Here is a 12,540-nt window from a genome sequence, read left to right as displayed (position 1 = left end):
GTTGGCTACGTCATTTGCTTATCCGTGGAACGCCCCACGGTCGGCCATTGCCAGCCCTTATCTCACCCATGCCCAACAGCAGCGCCGCGATCGCCTTTTCGCGGCGCTGCAGCAGGCAAGAATTGCCCTTTCACAGCAGCCCGACTGCGTACGCTTCGAAATCTGGCGCACGGTTGACGCCCTCGAACAGCATCGGGGCAGCCCGCAGGCTAACGCCTTTTTGATCCGCTTCTGCAAAAGGATGTTACCTCGCCTGCGGCGGGTCTCCGATCGCTATGCCTGCACAGGCCTGCACGACGAAGTCTCCAGGGCCGTGTTTGACGGCCATTTCGACACTCAGCTTTTGCAATACCTCGCCTCGCGGATGGTCGAACTGGTGGCCCGCTATAACCGCCTTCCGGATATGTCCCGCGCGGACATCGACCTGCTGGCCGCAGATATCGCCAGCTTTATACGCGGCGAGCTGGCGAATATTAACGATGCTGAAATGGGCGAATACCAGACGCTTTACGTCTGGTATCAGCGCGCAGGACTGATCGCCCGACAGTTCAACGTGTCGCCACCGCACTGGGAGCGGGTGTCGAAGACATTTTTCAACAAAGATGACGTTGCCGCGGCGGTGATCCGCATGTTTTCCGAGGCGTGGTGGCGCGGGCGCCTGCGTCGGGTCGCGGCTGCCTGGCGCGAACATCTGCAGATTGCCCTCAGCAACGTCAGCAAACGGAGAGCGGCGTATGCGAGCAAACGCTGCGTGACCGAGTGGCGCGAGCAGAAGCGCCGCACGCGCGAATTTCTCAAGGGCATGGAGCTGGAAGATGAAGAGGGAAACCGCATCAGCCTGATTGAAAAATACGACAGCTCGGTGGCCAACCCGGCGATACGTCGCTGTGAACTGATGACCCGCATCCGCGGGTTTGAAAATATCTGTGAGTCGCTGGGCTACGTGGGAGAGTTCTATACCTTAACCGCGCCCGCGCAGTATCACGCGACGCTGAAATCAGGCTTCCCCAACGCGAAGTGGAACGGGGCCAGCCCGACGGATACGCAAATCTACTTTACCCGCCTGTGGGCGCGTATCCGCGCAAAACTGCACCGGGACGGGCGCCGTATCTTTGGTATCCGCGTTGCGGAACCCCATCACGACGGTACGCCCCACTGGCACATGCTGATGTTTATGCTGCCGGAAGACGTCGAATGCGTTCGCCGGATTATCGGGGACTACGCGCGGCAGGAGGAGAACGCTGAGTTGCAGAGCGAAAGCGCCAGACAGGCGCGCTTTCACGCGGACGCGATCGATCCGCAGAAAGGCAGCGCTACCGGCTATATCGCCAAATACATCTCAAAGAATATCGACGGCTATGCGCTCGATGGCGAGACCGATAGCGAAAGCGGTGGGCTGCTGAAGGAGACGGCGTCCGCCGTGTCGGCCTGGGCAGGGCGCTGGCACATTCGCCAGTTTCAGTTCATCGGCGGCGCGCCGGTAACGGTCTACCGCGAGCTGCGACGTCTGGTGGATACCGAGGCCGCGCGCGGTCTGAGCGCTGAGTTTGCCGCCGTCCAGGAGGCTGCCGACGCCGGGGACTGGGCGGGTTACGTTACTGCGCAGGGCGGGCCGTTTGTGCGTCGCGATGATTTACAGGTGCGCACGCTGTATGAGCCGCGCGCCGGGTTTAACCAGTACGGCGAGGAAACGGTCCGCATCCGCGGCGTGTACGATTCCGCCGTTGGCGCGGGCAGCCCAGTTTTAACCCGACTCACGCAGTGGAAAATTGTGCCGAAGCGGGCCGCGGAACTTAAGGATGTGCCCGTATCCTCTCGGAGTTCTGTCAATAACTGTACGCAGACCGATCTTTCTCAACCCCTCAGCCGACGTGCGAGGCGGGCGTTAACCGAACGCATCAAATTCATCCGCCCTGGCGCGTCGTCGCCCGTCGTCTTCGCGAGCGACCCGCAGAACGGCGTACCGGAGAAGGTGATCGATGAGATACGGCTCGTCACCGGGATAGCCATCAGCCGGGCAGAAGCCCTGCATCTGATGGCGGGAGGCATCAGCCGCTTTAACGATAAATGGTGCAGGGGCGCAGCTGACGGATCGCTATTTCCGGCACCGTGTTCTTACCAGCAAAAGGCGCGGAAAATCCTTGAACGTATTGGGTATTTAACGGATCTCTTCGCTCAGAGAGCCCGCTAATCTCCATCCATATCATGCACATACCGTGAAGGGTTCTGATTTTTCGCTTCACTCTTTTTATGAATACGTGCTACTGTATGTTTATACAGTATCTCGTGGTGGAGGTTGTGTGGACAGAGAGTTGAACGAGCAGGTCATGATTGAACGAGTCGAGCTGATTGCGCGACTGACGACGGAAGGAACGTGTCAGGAAAGAGATCGTGAGATTGCCCTGAATTTGATTGCTGAGATTGCGCGGGGAAATTTAATCAAGAACAACGCATTTACCGTTGTGTTCTCAGCATCGCCTGTTCCGGAACGAATCAAAAAAGAGGGCAACGTTCGGGTGAACATTACTCTCGATAAAGATCAGCAGATTGGTCATGCCGTCGTTGAGGCCTTTCAGTGCGAACTGACTCGCAGAATACGATCCCTGTTTCCGTCATCGCGAGTGAACGTGAAAATCGGATCGGTGACGGGGGTCGAGCTCCAGGGGCTTGAAAAAGAAGCCGATCGCGAGGCGCTGGACGCTATCCTCCGGGAAGTCTGGGAAGACGAGAGCTGGCGCTAGCCCCGGCGTCATCGCCCGTACCAACACCCTCATTCCTGTTTTGCGCTTCCGTTGAATCACGCTTCGCCGCTCGCGGACGATCTGTTGTGCCTGCGATTGTCCATCTGCCAGCGATAGCGAAAAGCCTGCTGGCCCGGGAAACTCTACGGTACCTGGAAACCGGATGTTGGGAGCGTCTGATGAAAATCTATGCAATGCAGGGGGACACGCTTGATGCCGTTTGCGCCCGCTTTTATGGGCGCACGGCTGGCGTCGTTGAAGCCGTTCTGAAGGCCAATCCTGGCCTCGCGGAGTTAGGTGTTATCTTGCCTCACGGCACGCCGGTAGAGATGCCGGAGGTGAATAGCGCCCCCACAAAAGAATCCGTAAACCTATGGGACTGAGCCTGGAGAAAATCACCACGGTTATCGCCTATTGGCTGGCCGTGGCGCTGGCCTGGTTCGGGGCGATGTCTCCTGAAAAAGTCGCGCTGTACGTGGGGAGTCTGTGCGCCATTTTTACCGCATTAACGAATTACTGGTTTAAGCGAAAAACCTGGCGCTATCTCCAGTCTCTTGGCCTCGATAAGAAGAGCATTCGTGAACTCAATCATTAAGCGTTGCAGCGTCGCCGGCGTGCTGGCCCTGGCGGTGCTGATGCCTGACTTTCAATTACTGAAAACGTCCCCGGAAGGGTTGGCGTTGATTGCCGATCTCGAAGGATGTCGCCTCTCGCCCTACCGGTGTAGCGCCGGCGTATGGACGTCCGGCATTGGCCACACGGCAAACGTTGTGCCGACGCGGGACATTACCGAGCGTGAGGCTGCGGTAAATCTGGTCGCTGATGTGCTCAACGTTGAGCGGCGTCTGGCGGCGTGTGCGCCGGTGGAGATGCCGCCCCGGGTCTATGACGCGCTGGTGAGTTTTACCTTTAATGTCGGCGCAGGCGCCGCCTGCCGTTCGACGCTGGTGTCCTTTATCAAACGTAAACAGTGGCCGCAGGCATGCGGGCAGCTTACCCGCTGGGTGTACGTCAACGGCGTCAAAAATGCCGGTCTGGAAAACCGTCGCGTCCGCGAGAAGGCCTGGTGCATGAAGGGGCTGACATGAGAACGCTCATGCTGGCGCTGGCCGGGCTGCTGGCCATCACGCTGTGGCTTCGTCATGACAACCTGAACCTGTCGCGTTCCTTAGCCACGGCCAACCGGGTCGCCAGCGAGCAAAAAACGGCCCTCGCCACGCTTAACCAGCAGCTGTCCCTGTCGCAACGGATGGCCAAAGCAAATGAAAATGCCCAGGTCAGGCTCCGTGAGGAGCTTGCTACTGCGGGTGAGGAGAGGGCAAGACGGGAAGCGACTATCGGGAGATTACTCAATGAAAATGAAGCGTTACGCCGCTGGTATACCGCTCAGCTGCCTGATGCTGTCCGCAGGCTGCACACCCGCACCGCCTGCGCCTCCGCAGCACATTGTTTACAACGCCTGCCCGAAGGTGAGCAGCTGCCCGATGCCGGGAAGCGAACCCGCCACTAACGGCGATCTCAGCGCGGATATTCGCAGGCTGGAATACGCCCTTATCGCCTGCGCGCTGCAGGTTGAAACCATCAAAGACTGTCAGGATAAACTCGATGCACAAACTCAAGAGCCTGCGTCAGGCATTAATTGACGCGATCCCCCAACTCAATGCCAACCCGGAGCGCCTGCAGATGTCGGTCGGAGGCGGCAATATTGACGCCCGACTAGCCTCCTCGCTCTCCTTTGAAAAGCGGTATGCGCTGAACGCGAAGGTTAGCGGCTTCACCGGCGACAGCGAGGGATTTTTCGTCCCGGTGCTGGCCTGGCTTCGGGAAAACCAGCCGGATATTTTTACCCTCGATGAAGGACGCAAAAACGGCTACACCTTCGCGGTCGTCTTAAACGATGACGATACGATGGATATCACCATCAGCGTGCAATTAACCGAGCGTATTCTTGTTTCCCAGGAGCAGGGCGCTCTGCACGCGACGTATTCCCCCGAGCCGCCGCTGCCGGAGCCCGTCACGCGGCCGAAGGCGCTGTACGTCAACGGCGAGCTGGTCAGCCAGTGGGAGGAGTAATTTCCCCGCGCTGAAGGCCGCCTGGCGCCTGCTGTCTGGATCGCTTGTTGTATCATCCCGCAGAAAACCCCGTCTCGTTGCTGCCGTTCCTCCTGAACGGCATTCTCTTCTCATGAATACATTAACTTCCATGAACGGCATCGCTCGCGCGATCCGCAATCTTATTCGTATCGGTGTTGTGACCGATGTTGACCTCAGCAGAGGGCTTTGTCGTGTCCAGACCGGCGGGATGAAAACCACCTGGCTGAACTGGCTAACCTGTCGTGCGGGACGTTCGCGCGTCTGGTGGGCTCCTTCCGAGGGGGAACAGGTGCTGCTGCTGGCCATCGGCGGCGAGCTTGATACCGCCTTTGTGCTGCCCGGCATTTTCTCTGACGACCATCCGGCGCCGTCCGGGTCACCTGACGCGTTCCACGTCTCGTTCCCTGACGGCGCGGTGATCGAGTACGAACCCGGGCGCGGGGCGCTGACGGTTGCTGGCATTAAAACGGCCGATATTACCGCCTCTGAATCGCTGACCGCCACCGTGCCGGAGGTGAGGGTGACGTCAACGTCCCGCATCACGCTGGATACGCCTGAAGTGGTGTGTACCAACAGGTTAATTACTGCCTCTCTTGAAGTGCAGAAGGGCGGTGTGATGGCCGGAAATATTGAGCATTCCGGCGGTAAATTCACCTCCAACGGGGTGCAGGTGGATAACCACGCGCACGGCAGTGTGCAAAGCGGCGGAAGCTGGACTAAGGGGACACAATGACGGTGCGTTACAGGGGGATGAACAGGCAGACCGGGCTGAGCATTTCAGAGGCGGAACACATCCGTCAAAGCGTGCGCGACATTCTGGTTACGCCGATTGGCTCACGGGTCATGCGGCGGGATTACGGCTCGCTGCTGGCGGCGATGATCGACAGGCCGCAGAGTCCGGCGCTGCGCCTGCAAATCATGGCCGCCTGTTATTCCGCCATCCAGAAATGGGAGCCGCGGATAAGCCTGACGGCCATCACTTTCGAGCGTTCGGAGAACGACGGGACGTTGTATGTCGATATCACCGGCACGCGCCCGACCTCCGGGCAATCCTTTTCTATCACCATTTCACTGAGTTAAACGCTATGGCTATTGTTGATCTGAGCCAGCTCGCCGCGCCTGATGTCGTGGAGGAGGTGGATTATGAAACGCTGTTGGCAGAACGAAAGGCCACCTTTGTCTCCCTCTATCCGGAAGAGGAGCGAGAAGCGATTGCACGGACGCTGACGCTGGAATCCGAGCCGATTGTGAAGCTGCTGCAGGAGAACGCCTACCGGGAAGTAATCTGGCGCCAGCGGGTTAATGAGGCTGCACTGGCCGTGACGCTGGCCTATTCTTCCGGTCACGATCTGGACATTATTGCGGGAAACAATAATACCGAACGCCTGACCATCACCCCGGGCGATGACACTACCATTCCGCCGACGGCTGCCATCATGGAGTCTGATGCCGACCTGCGGCTGCGTGCGCAGCAGGCATTTGAAGGGTTGAGCGTCGCGGGGCCGGTTGGAGCCTATGAATATCATGGTCGAAGTGCCGACGGACGGGTCGCTGACGTTTCGGTTGAAAGCCCTCAGCCTGCACGTGTGACGATTTCGGTGTTATCCCGTGAGGGTGATGGTACCGCTCGTCCTGAACTACTGGCGGTTGTTGAAAAAGCACTTAATGCTGAAACCGTCCGCCCCGTAGGCGATCGTGTAACGGTCCAGTCGGCAGAAATTGTGCCTTACCAGATAAACGCGACGCTCTACGTTTATCCCGGACCAGAGTCTGAACCCATCAGGCAGGCAGCGGAGCAGAAGCTGCAGAATTATATCAGCGCACAGCATCGCCTTGGACGCGATATCCGTCTGTCGGCCATCTATGCAGCACTGCACGTTGAAGGCGTGCAGCGCGTTGAACTGGAATCTCCCCACTCTGACATTGTGCTAAGTAAGTCGCAGGCCTCGAACTGTACCTCGTATCAGATAGCGATCGGGGGTTCGGATGAGTGAAAGGCTATTACCCGTTGGGTCATCACCGCTGGAAGTCGCCGCTGCCGCAGCGCTCTCGAATATTGAACGAGTGCCGGTACCGCTACGCACCTTATGGAACCCCAGCGCGTGCCCGGTGAATTTACTTCCCTACCTGGCATGGGCGCTGTCGGTAGACCGTTGGGATGAGGCGTGGCCGGAGAGCACGAAGCGCAGCGTCATTATGTCCTCGTTTTTCGTCCATCAGCACAAAGGAACCATCAGCGCATTGCGTCGTGTGGTGGAACCGCTTGGTTTCTTGATTGAGGTGCGCGAGTGGTGGCAGCTCGGTGAGGAGCCAGGCACGTTCCGTCTGGTTGTCGGTGTGCTTGATAACGGCATCACTGACGAAATGTATCAGGAGCTTGAACGGCTCATTGAAGATGCCAAACCGGCAAGTAGACATATGACCGGGCTGGCTATCAGCCTGAGCTCAACGGGAGAGTTTTATGTTGGCGCAGGATGCTATCACGGCGATGCGCTGGCTGTTTACCCCTACACCACAGAGGAACTTATTGTCGGTGGTGATTATTACCCGGCCTCGGCCATCCATTTGATTGATAACCTGAGAGTGAACGCATGACCGCAAAATATTTTGCCATACTGACGAATCAGGGCGCGGCGCGGCTAGCTAACGCGACGGCACTTGGTACGCAACTCAACCTGACGCAAATGGCGGTAGGCGACGCCAACGGAACGTTGCCAACCCCCGATCCGGCGCAGACGAAGCTCGTCAACCAAAAACGCATAGCGCCGCTGAACCTGCTCGCTGTTGACCCAAACAATACCAGCCAGATCATCGCTGAACAGATTATTCCCGAGAACGAGGGCGGTTTCTGGATCCGAGAGATCGGTCTCTACGACGACGACGGCATTCTGATCGCCGTGGCTAACTGCCCGGAGACATACAAGCCTCAGCTGCAGGAAGGCAGCGGTCGCACGCAGACCATTCGCATGATTCTGATTGTGTCGAGCACATCGTCAATTTCCCTGAAAATTGATCCGTCGGTTGTGCTGGCAACGCGTCAGTACGTTGACGATAAAGTTATTGAGGTAAAGGGCTACGCTGATGATCAGATGAAAAAGCATATTGCTGCTGATAATCCGCATAAACAGTACCCATTAATCGCCAATGCGTTAAAAGAAATTGCCGCTGCAGGGTTGAGCGCAGAGGTTCTCAAAAACCTTGGTTTGGGAGAAGGGACAGCTCTGCCGATTGGCGTCCCCGTTCCGTGGCCGTCAGCAACTCCACCGACGGGATGGCTCAAATGCAACGGAGCGGCGTTCTCAGCCTCCCAGTACCCTAAATTGGCTCTGGCTTATCCTGCACTCAGATTACCTGATTTACGCGGTGAGTTTATCCGAGGCTGGGATGACGGGCGTGGGATTGACGCTGGTCGCGGGCTGCTGTCATTCCAGGAAGGTACTATTGTTTCGGGCTTTGATGACAATGATACGGGGGATATCAGTTCAATCGGGTCATCCGACTATGGGTTTGGCGATGTAATAACTGCAGCACAATGGGAAAAGATCAAAGGAAAAAAATGGATCGGTAGTCCGGCAAATTCGCAACGCTACGATTGGTGGGCTTATGTTTCAGCCCGCCCCCGTAACATCGCATTTAACTACATCGTGAGGGCCGCATAATGGCGAAGGCAAAATTAAACAATGAGCTTATTGCTACAGTGACCGGTGATATCATTGTGTTTAACTACGATGGTGAGACGCGCGAATATATTTCCTCCTCGGTTGAATATTTAGCGGAAGGTGTAGGTATTCCAGCCTTGTCATGCATTGATGCGCCTGGTGAAATTAAAGAAGGTTTTACAATTTGCCGCACCTTTGACTTAAACGGATGGGAGTACATCGCTGATCATCGCGGTAGAACTGTATATAGCACAAAGTCAGGTGAGAAAGTCACGATTTCACTACCGGGTGATTATCCGAAAGATACGACGACACAAGCCCCTGGAACGCCATATGATAAGTGGAATGGCAGCGAGTGGATAACCGACGCAAAAGCGAAACACTCTGCGGATGTGGCAAAGGCTGAACAGCAGAAAACTGCATTGCTAGCGGAAGCGTCTGCAATTATCGCACCATTGGTAGATGCTCAGGCTGGAGGCTACATTGATGATAAAGATATCCCACGTCTGACTGAATGGCAGCGGTATCGTTATACGCTAACTAAGGTTGATACCGATACCGCTCCGAATCTTAACCTTCCACCGAAACCCGAGGTATAGGTCATTCAATATCGGGTGCTTTTGATGTGTCAATAATCATCAGCAGCACCTGATATTTTCAGCACTCAGCCAGAAAACGTATTCATTTATTCGTTGCCAGAGACATCAGATTTAATTTCCACAAGGATTGGTTCGCCTTTTTCATTAACTGCAAGCCGCATTCCCTCCGGTATTTCTTGTATTCTGAAAAACCAGTTATCCTCAGGGAGTTGAATAGCACCTCCAGTATCGTGGAAACCATGAATGACCTCCGTCATCGTGATCGGATTAAATAGGCGCATAGTAAACTCTCCACGAAAAACCATTATTTGATGGGGCACCCGTTGCGGCCATTGTGCAACGAGCTTTGAAACCAACATTTGTTGTTAAAGCATCAATGATCATTGATGAATGAGCATAGTTTGGCGTAGTGCCGGGATCAGCAGAAAGACGTTCGGCAATGCTGATATAGCGGCTTATACCTGGCAGCGCAATTGGGTAATTAACCGTTGCCAGGCCGTTATCAAGGATTACACCATACCCCATAACCTCAATGGCTCCATCCGACCATATTACCCAAGCTCCATTTGCGTTACTTCCTCGACTGGTTACGTATTTAGCTCCTCCCAAACCAAGGTTTTCGAAAATGCGTGTTTATCCATTAAATGGCATGATCTCCGGTTTTGACGAAGGGAAATACCATGCTTATTGGATACATACGCGTGTCAACAAATGAACAAAACACCGCCTTACAGCGTGACGCGCTGCAGCGTTCAGGATGTGAGCTGATTTTTGAAGATAAAATCAGCGGTAAATCGACAAACAGACCGGGACTCAATCGTGCCCTCAGGCAACTTAATGCAGGAGATACTCTCGTTGTATGGAAACTCGATCGGCTCGGGCGCAGTATGCGCCACCTTGTTTCAATGACCGAGGAACTACGCCAGCGAAGCATTAATTTCCGCAGTTTGACTGATAGCATTGATACCTCAACGCCAATGGGGCGTTTCTTCTTCCATATCATGGGGGCGCTTGCTGAAATGGAGCGTGAACTCATTGTCGAGAGGACGTGCGCCGGGCTGGCCGCAGCGCGGGAACAGGGACGAATTGGTGGCAGACGCCCTAAATTGACGCAGGAGGAATGGGCTCAGGCTGGCAGGCTGATTGCTGCCGGGGAATCCCGACAGCGCGTTGCGTTAATTTTTGATGTGGGTATTTCCACGCTTTATAAAAAATTCCCCGCCACGATAGTCGGATAATCGTTGTGCCAGCGGCCGCTGGACAGGGATGGTTAGCTCATAGCAAGCCCAGCCGCGACAATATCACTCACCAACTAACCAAGGAGTTAAACGGATGAGTGATTTTCACCACGGCGTGGAAGTTATCGAAATCAACGATGGCACCCGCACCATTTCCACCGTCTCGACGGCAATCATCGGCATGGTCTGTACGGCCAGCGATGCTGACGACAAGACATTTCCTTTAAACGAGCCCGTGCTCATTACCAACGTGCAAAACGCGATTGTGAAAGCCGGCAAGGCGGGGACGCTGTCCGCTTCTCTGCAGGCGATCGCCGATCAGTGCAAACCGGTTGTCGTTGTTGTTCGCGTGGCCGAAGGCACCGCTGAAACCCCGGAAGAGGCGCGTAAGCAGACCGTTTCCAACATCATCGGTACTACCGATGAAAACGGTAAATATACCGGCCTGAAGGCGCTTCTCACGGCGAAAACGGTGACCGGCGTTAAGCCGCGTATTCTCGGCGTGCCGGGGCTGGACTCTCAGGAAGTGGCGACCGCACTGGCCGCCATGTGCCAGAGCCTGCGCGCGTTCGGCTATGTCAGCGCATGGGGATGTAAAACCATCTCTGAAGCGATCAACTACCGCAAAAACTTCAGCCAGCGCGAGCTGATGGTTATCCATCCTGATTTTCTGGCATGGGATACCACCACGAACGCAACGACGACGGCCTGGGCTACCGCCCGTGCGCTTGGCCTGCGCGCCAAAATCGACCAGACAATCGGCTGGCATAAAACCCTGTCAAACGTTGGCGTCAACGGCGTTACGGGCGTAAGCGCCTCTGTCTCCTGGGATCTGCAGGAACAGGCTACCGATGCGAACCTGCTTAACCAGGCTGGCGTCACCACGCTGATTCGCAACGACGGTTTCAAATTCTGGGGTAACCGTACCTGCTCAGACGATCCGTTATTCGTCTTTGAAAACTACACCCGTACCGCACAGGTGCTGGCCGATACCATGGCGGAAGCGCACGCGTGGGCGATGGATAAACCCATCACGCCAACGCTTATTCGCGACATCGTTTCCGGTATTAACGCCAAGTTCCGCGAGCTGAAAACCAACGGCTATATCGTCGACGGCTCCTGCTGGTATGACCCTGAGTCGAACGATGCATCCACCCTGAAAGCGGGGAAACTGTATATCGATTACGACTACACCCCTGTCCCGCCGCTGGAAAATCTGACCCTGCGCCAGCGCATCACCGATACCTATCTGGCTGACCTGTCAGATTCGGTTAACAGCTAAGGAGCTGAAGCATGGCGTTACCACGCAAACTTAAGTATCTGAATATGTTCAACGATGGCCTGAGCTATATGGGCGTTGTTGAGTCTGTGACCCTACCGAAGCTTACCCGCAAGCTGGAGAAGTATCGCGGCGGCGGTATGCCGGGCTCGGTCTCTGTCGACCTCGGCCTGGACGATGATGCCCTGGCGCTGGAGTGGACCGTTGGCGGTCTGCCGGACGCCGCCCTGTGGGCGCAGTATGCCTCTCCGGGCGCGGACAGCGTGCCGCTGCGCTTTACCGGCTCTTATCAGCGCGATGATACCGGCGAAATCTCCGCCGTCGAAATCGTCATGCGCGGCCGTCATAAAGAGTTTGATGGCGGTGAAAACAAGCAGGGCGAGAGCGGCACCACCAAGATGTCCACCGAGTGCGCTTACTATCAGCTGACCATTGATGGCAAAGAGATCATCGAAATCGACATCATCAACATGGTGCTCAAAGTCGATGGCGTCGATCGCCTGGCAGAACACCGTAAGGCCATCGGCCTGTAACCCTTTAACCGGCCGGGATGACCGGCCGGTGAGTTAACTTTCAGAAGAGTAACGAAATGGAAAATATCAACGAGACCGCCATGAACGAAAGTGAAAACCCACATATCGTCACGCTTGATAGCCCCGTTCAGCGCGGCGAGCAAAAAATCGAAAAGGTGACCGTCGCAAAACCCAATGCGGGGACCCTGCGCGGCGTATCGCTGGCGTCGCTGGCGCAATCTGACGTTGATGCGCTGATTAAGGTGCTGCCGCGAATGACCTCCCCAGCGCTGACCGAGCATGAGGTTGCGCGCCTGGACGCCTGCGATCTGCTCTCTTTTGCAGGTAAGGTGATCGGTTTTTTGTCACCGGCTTCGGCTCGCTGAAATTTCCCGAAAATGTGTCGGTCGACGATCTG

20 protein-coding genes are annotated in these 12,540 nt (G+C 55.9%); 18 read left to right on the top strand and 2 right to left on the bottom strand.

Annotation, left to right across the window (positions count from 1 at the left end):
* The first annotated feature begins 1 nt into the window (after position 1).
* The 14 genes from SPG90_RS14520 to SPG90_RS14455 all read left to right on the top strand — a co-directional run bounded on the left by SPG90_RS14520 (position 2) and on the right by SPG90_RS14455 (position 9,093).
* Positions 2-2,191 carry a replication endonuclease gene (locus tag SPG90_RS14520; RefSeq protein WP_047174528.1) on the top strand — a complete coding sequence of 730 codons (2,190 nt, stop codon included), beginning with the start codon at positions 2-4 and terminating at the stop codon, positions 2,189-2,191.
* A 109-nt stretch (positions 2,192-2,300) separates the two neighbouring features.
* The gene (locus tag SPG90_RS14515; protein ID WP_029741403.1) at positions 2,301-2,741 is read left to right on the top strand and encodes a DinI-like family protein; all 441 of its coding nucleotides are present in this window, start codon (positions 2,301-2,303) and stop codon (positions 2,739-2,741) included.
* A gap of 179 nt (positions 2,742-2,920) precedes the next feature.
* Positions 2,921-3,124 carry a tail protein X gene (locus SPG90_RS14510; protein WP_023309248.1) on the top strand — a complete coding sequence of 68 codons (204 nt, stop codon included), beginning with the start codon at positions 2,921-2,923 and terminating at the stop codon, positions 3,122-3,124.
* Positions 3,115-3,336: an HP1 family phage holin gene (locus SPG90_RS14505; protein ID WP_023309247.1), complete on the top strand. Its 222-nt coding sequence runs from the start codon at positions 3,115-3,117 to the stop codon at positions 3,334-3,336. The genes SPG90_RS14510 and SPG90_RS14505 overlap by 10 nt, the downstream gene beginning before the upstream one ends.
* Complete coding sequence (locus tag SPG90_RS14500; protein ID WP_126303114.1) at positions 3,320-3,829, top strand: lysozyme; 510 nt, start codon at positions 3,320-3,322, stop codon at positions 3,827-3,829. Before SPG90_RS14505 ends, SPG90_RS14500 begins: the two co-directional genes overlap by 17 nt.
* Complete coding sequence (lysB, locus tag SPG90_RS14495) at positions 3,826-4,251, top strand: Rz-like lysis system protein LysB (protein WP_045404083.1); 426 nt, start codon at positions 3,826-3,828, stop codon at positions 4,249-4,251. The genes SPG90_RS14500 and lysB overlap by 4 nt, the downstream gene beginning before the upstream one ends.
* Complete coding sequence (gene lysC / locus SPG90_RS14490; RefSeq protein ID WP_196238647.1) at positions 4,139-4,384, top strand: Rz1-like lysis system protein LysC; 246 nt, start codon at positions 4,139-4,141, stop codon at positions 4,382-4,384. Before lysB ends, lysC begins: the two co-directional genes overlap by 113 nt.
* Positions 4,347-4,814, top strand: coding sequence for a phage tail protein (locus SPG90_RS14485; protein WP_126303113.1), 468 nt, complete (start codon positions 4,347-4,349; stop codon positions 4,812-4,814). The genes lysC and SPG90_RS14485 overlap by 38 nt, the downstream gene beginning before the upstream one ends.
* Before the next feature lie 112 nt (positions 4,815-4,926).
* Positions 4,927-5,568, top strand: a complete 642-nt coding sequence (locus SPG90_RS14480; RefSeq protein WP_045404079.1) for a phage baseplate assembly protein V — start codon at positions 4,927-4,929, stop codon at positions 5,566-5,568.
* Positions 5,565-5,915 carry a GPW/gp25 family protein gene (locus SPG90_RS14475; RefSeq protein ID WP_023309241.1) on the top strand — a complete coding sequence of 117 codons (351 nt, stop codon included), beginning with the start codon at positions 5,565-5,567 and terminating at the stop codon, positions 5,913-5,915. Before SPG90_RS14480 ends, SPG90_RS14475 begins: the two co-directional genes overlap by 4 nt.
* Positions 5,916-5,920: 5 nt before the next feature.
* The gene (locus SPG90_RS14470) at positions 5,921-6,829 is read left to right on the top strand and encodes a baseplate assembly protein (protein WP_047174530.1); all 909 of its coding nucleotides are present in this window, start codon (positions 5,921-5,923) and stop codon (positions 6,827-6,829) included.
* Positions 6,822-7,430, top strand: a complete 609-nt coding sequence (locus SPG90_RS14465) for a phage tail protein I (protein ID WP_029741411.1) — start codon at positions 6,822-6,824, stop codon at positions 7,428-7,430. Before SPG90_RS14470 ends, SPG90_RS14465 begins: the two co-directional genes overlap by 8 nt.
* Positions 7,427-8,494, top strand: a complete 1,068-nt coding sequence (locus tag SPG90_RS14460) for a phage tail protein (protein WP_126303112.1) — start codon at positions 7,427-7,429, stop codon at positions 8,492-8,494. The genes SPG90_RS14465 and SPG90_RS14460 overlap by 4 nt, the downstream gene beginning before the upstream one ends.
* Positions 8,494-9,093, top strand: coding sequence for a tail fiber assembly protein (locus SPG90_RS14455; protein ID WP_047174865.1), 600 nt, complete (start codon positions 8,494-8,496; stop codon positions 9,091-9,093). Before SPG90_RS14460 ends, SPG90_RS14455 begins: the two co-directional genes overlap by 1 nt.
* Before the next feature lie 86 nt (positions 9,094-9,179).
* Here SPG90_RS14455 and SPG90_RS14450 read toward each other — a convergent pair whose 3' ends face one another.
* Together SPG90_RS14450 and SPG90_RS14445 are read right to left on the bottom strand one after the other, a co-directional pair.
* Positions 9,180-9,374 (bottom strand): hypothetical protein, encoded by a 195-nt coding sequence (locus SPG90_RS14450; protein WP_047174864.1) that lies wholly within the window; start codon positions 9,372-9,374, stop codon positions 9,180-9,182.
* Positions 9,361-9,618 (bottom strand): hypothetical protein, encoded by a 258-nt coding sequence (locus SPG90_RS14445; RefSeq protein ID WP_223998064.1) that lies wholly within the window; start codon positions 9,616-9,618, stop codon positions 9,361-9,363. Before SPG90_RS14445 ends, SPG90_RS14450 begins: the two co-directional genes overlap by 14 nt.
* 155 nt (positions 9,619-9,773) lie before the next feature.
* Between SPG90_RS14445 and SPG90_RS14440 the strand changes: the two genes are divergently transcribed.
* From SPG90_RS14440 to SPG90_RS14425, 4 genes are all read left to right on the top strand, one after another.
* Positions 9,774-10,331, top strand: coding sequence for a recombinase family protein (locus tag SPG90_RS14440; RefSeq protein WP_126303111.1), 558 nt, complete (start codon positions 9,774-9,776; stop codon positions 10,329-10,331).
* A gap of 94 nt (positions 10,332-10,425) precedes the next feature.
* Positions 10,426-11,613 carry a phage tail sheath protein gene (locus SPG90_RS14435; RefSeq protein WP_047174849.1) on the top strand — a complete coding sequence of 396 codons (1,188 nt, stop codon included), beginning with the start codon at positions 10,426-10,428 and terminating at the stop codon, positions 11,611-11,613.
* Between the two features lie 11 nt (positions 11,614-11,624).
* Entirely contained in the window at positions 11,625-12,143 is a 519-nt protein-coding gene (locus SPG90_RS14430; protein WP_023309235.1) for a phage major tail tube protein, read from the top strand.
* 56 nt (positions 12,144-12,199) lie between these two features.
* The gene (locus SPG90_RS14425; protein WP_023309234.1) at positions 12,200-12,508 is read left to right on the top strand and encodes a phage tail assembly protein; all 309 of its coding nucleotides are present in this window, start codon (positions 12,200-12,202) and stop codon (positions 12,506-12,508) included.
* Positions 12,509-12,540 lie beyond the last annotated feature (32 nt).

Origin of the sequence: Enterobacter sp. D2 (assembly GCF_034427575.1) — a bacterium.
In the GTDB taxonomy this organism is placed as follows: Bacteria; Pseudomonadota; Gammaproteobacteria; order Enterobacterales; family Enterobacteriaceae; genus Enterobacter; species Enterobacter cloacae_M.
The sequence above is the reverse complement of the archived record's forward strand: the minus strand, read 5'-3'. Positions and strand labels throughout refer to the sequence as shown.

Excerpts from the sequence above, each read along its gene's own strand:
- SPG90_RS14510 (WP_023309248.1), top strand. The coding sequence starts at position 2,921 with ATGAAAATCTATGCAATGCAGGGGGACACGCTTGATGCCGTTTGCGCC.
- SPG90_RS14505 (WP_023309247.1), top strand. The coding sequence starts at position 3,115 with ATGGGACTGAGCCTGGAGAAAATCACCACGGTTATCGCCTATTGGCTG.
- lysB (WP_045404083.1), top strand. The coding sequence starts at position 3,826 with ATGAGAACGCTCATGCTGGCGCTGGCCGGGCTGCTGGCCATCACGCTG.
- lysC (WP_196238647.1), top strand. The coding sequence starts at position 4,139 with ATGCTGTCCGCAGGCTGCACACCCGCACCGCCTGCGCCTCCGCAGCAC.
- SPG90_RS14485 (WP_126303113.1), top strand. The coding sequence starts at position 4,347 with ATGCACAAACTCAAGAGCCTGCGTCAGGCATTAATTGACGCGATCCCC.
- SPG90_RS14480 (WP_045404079.1), top strand. The coding sequence starts at position 4,927 with ATGAATACATTAACTTCCATGAACGGCATCGCTCGCGCGATCCGCAAT.
- SPG90_RS14475 (WP_023309241.1), top strand. The coding sequence starts at position 5,565 with ATGACGGTGCGTTACAGGGGGATGAACAGGCAGACCGGGCTGAGCATT.
- SPG90_RS14470 (WP_047174530.1), top strand. The coding sequence starts at position 5,921 with ATGGCTATTGTTGATCTGAGCCAGCTCGCCGCGCCTGATGTCGTGGAG.
- SPG90_RS14465 (WP_029741411.1), top strand. The coding sequence starts at position 6,822 with ATGAGTGAAAGGCTATTACCCGTTGGGTCATCACCGCTGGAAGTCGCC.
- SPG90_RS14460 (WP_126303112.1), top strand. The coding sequence starts at position 7,427 with ATGACCGCAAAATATTTTGCCATACTGACGAATCAGGGCGCGGCGCGG.
- SPG90_RS14455 (WP_047174865.1), top strand. The coding sequence starts at position 8,494 with ATGGCGAAGGCAAAATTAAACAATGAGCTTATTGCTACAGTGACCGGT.
- SPG90_RS14450 (WP_047174864.1), bottom strand. The coding sequence starts at position 9,374 with ATGCGCCTATTTAATCCGATCACGATGACGGAGGTCATTCATGGTTTC.
- SPG90_RS14445 (WP_223998064.1), bottom strand. The coding sequence starts at position 9,618 with ATGGGGTATGGTGTAATCCTTGATAACGGCCTGGCAACGGTTAATTAC.
- SPG90_RS14440 (WP_126303111.1), top strand. The coding sequence starts at position 9,774 with ATGCTTATTGGATACATACGCGTGTCAACAAATGAACAAAACACCGCC.
- SPG90_RS14435 (WP_047174849.1), top strand. The coding sequence starts at position 10,426 with ATGAGTGATTTTCACCACGGCGTGGAAGTTATCGAAATCAACGATGGC.
- SPG90_RS14430 (WP_023309235.1), top strand. The coding sequence starts at position 11,625 with ATGGCGTTACCACGCAAACTTAAGTATCTGAATATGTTCAACGATGGC.
- SPG90_RS14425 (WP_023309234.1), top strand. The coding sequence starts at position 12,200 with ATGGAAAATATCAACGAGACCGCCATGAACGAAAGTGAAAACCCACAT.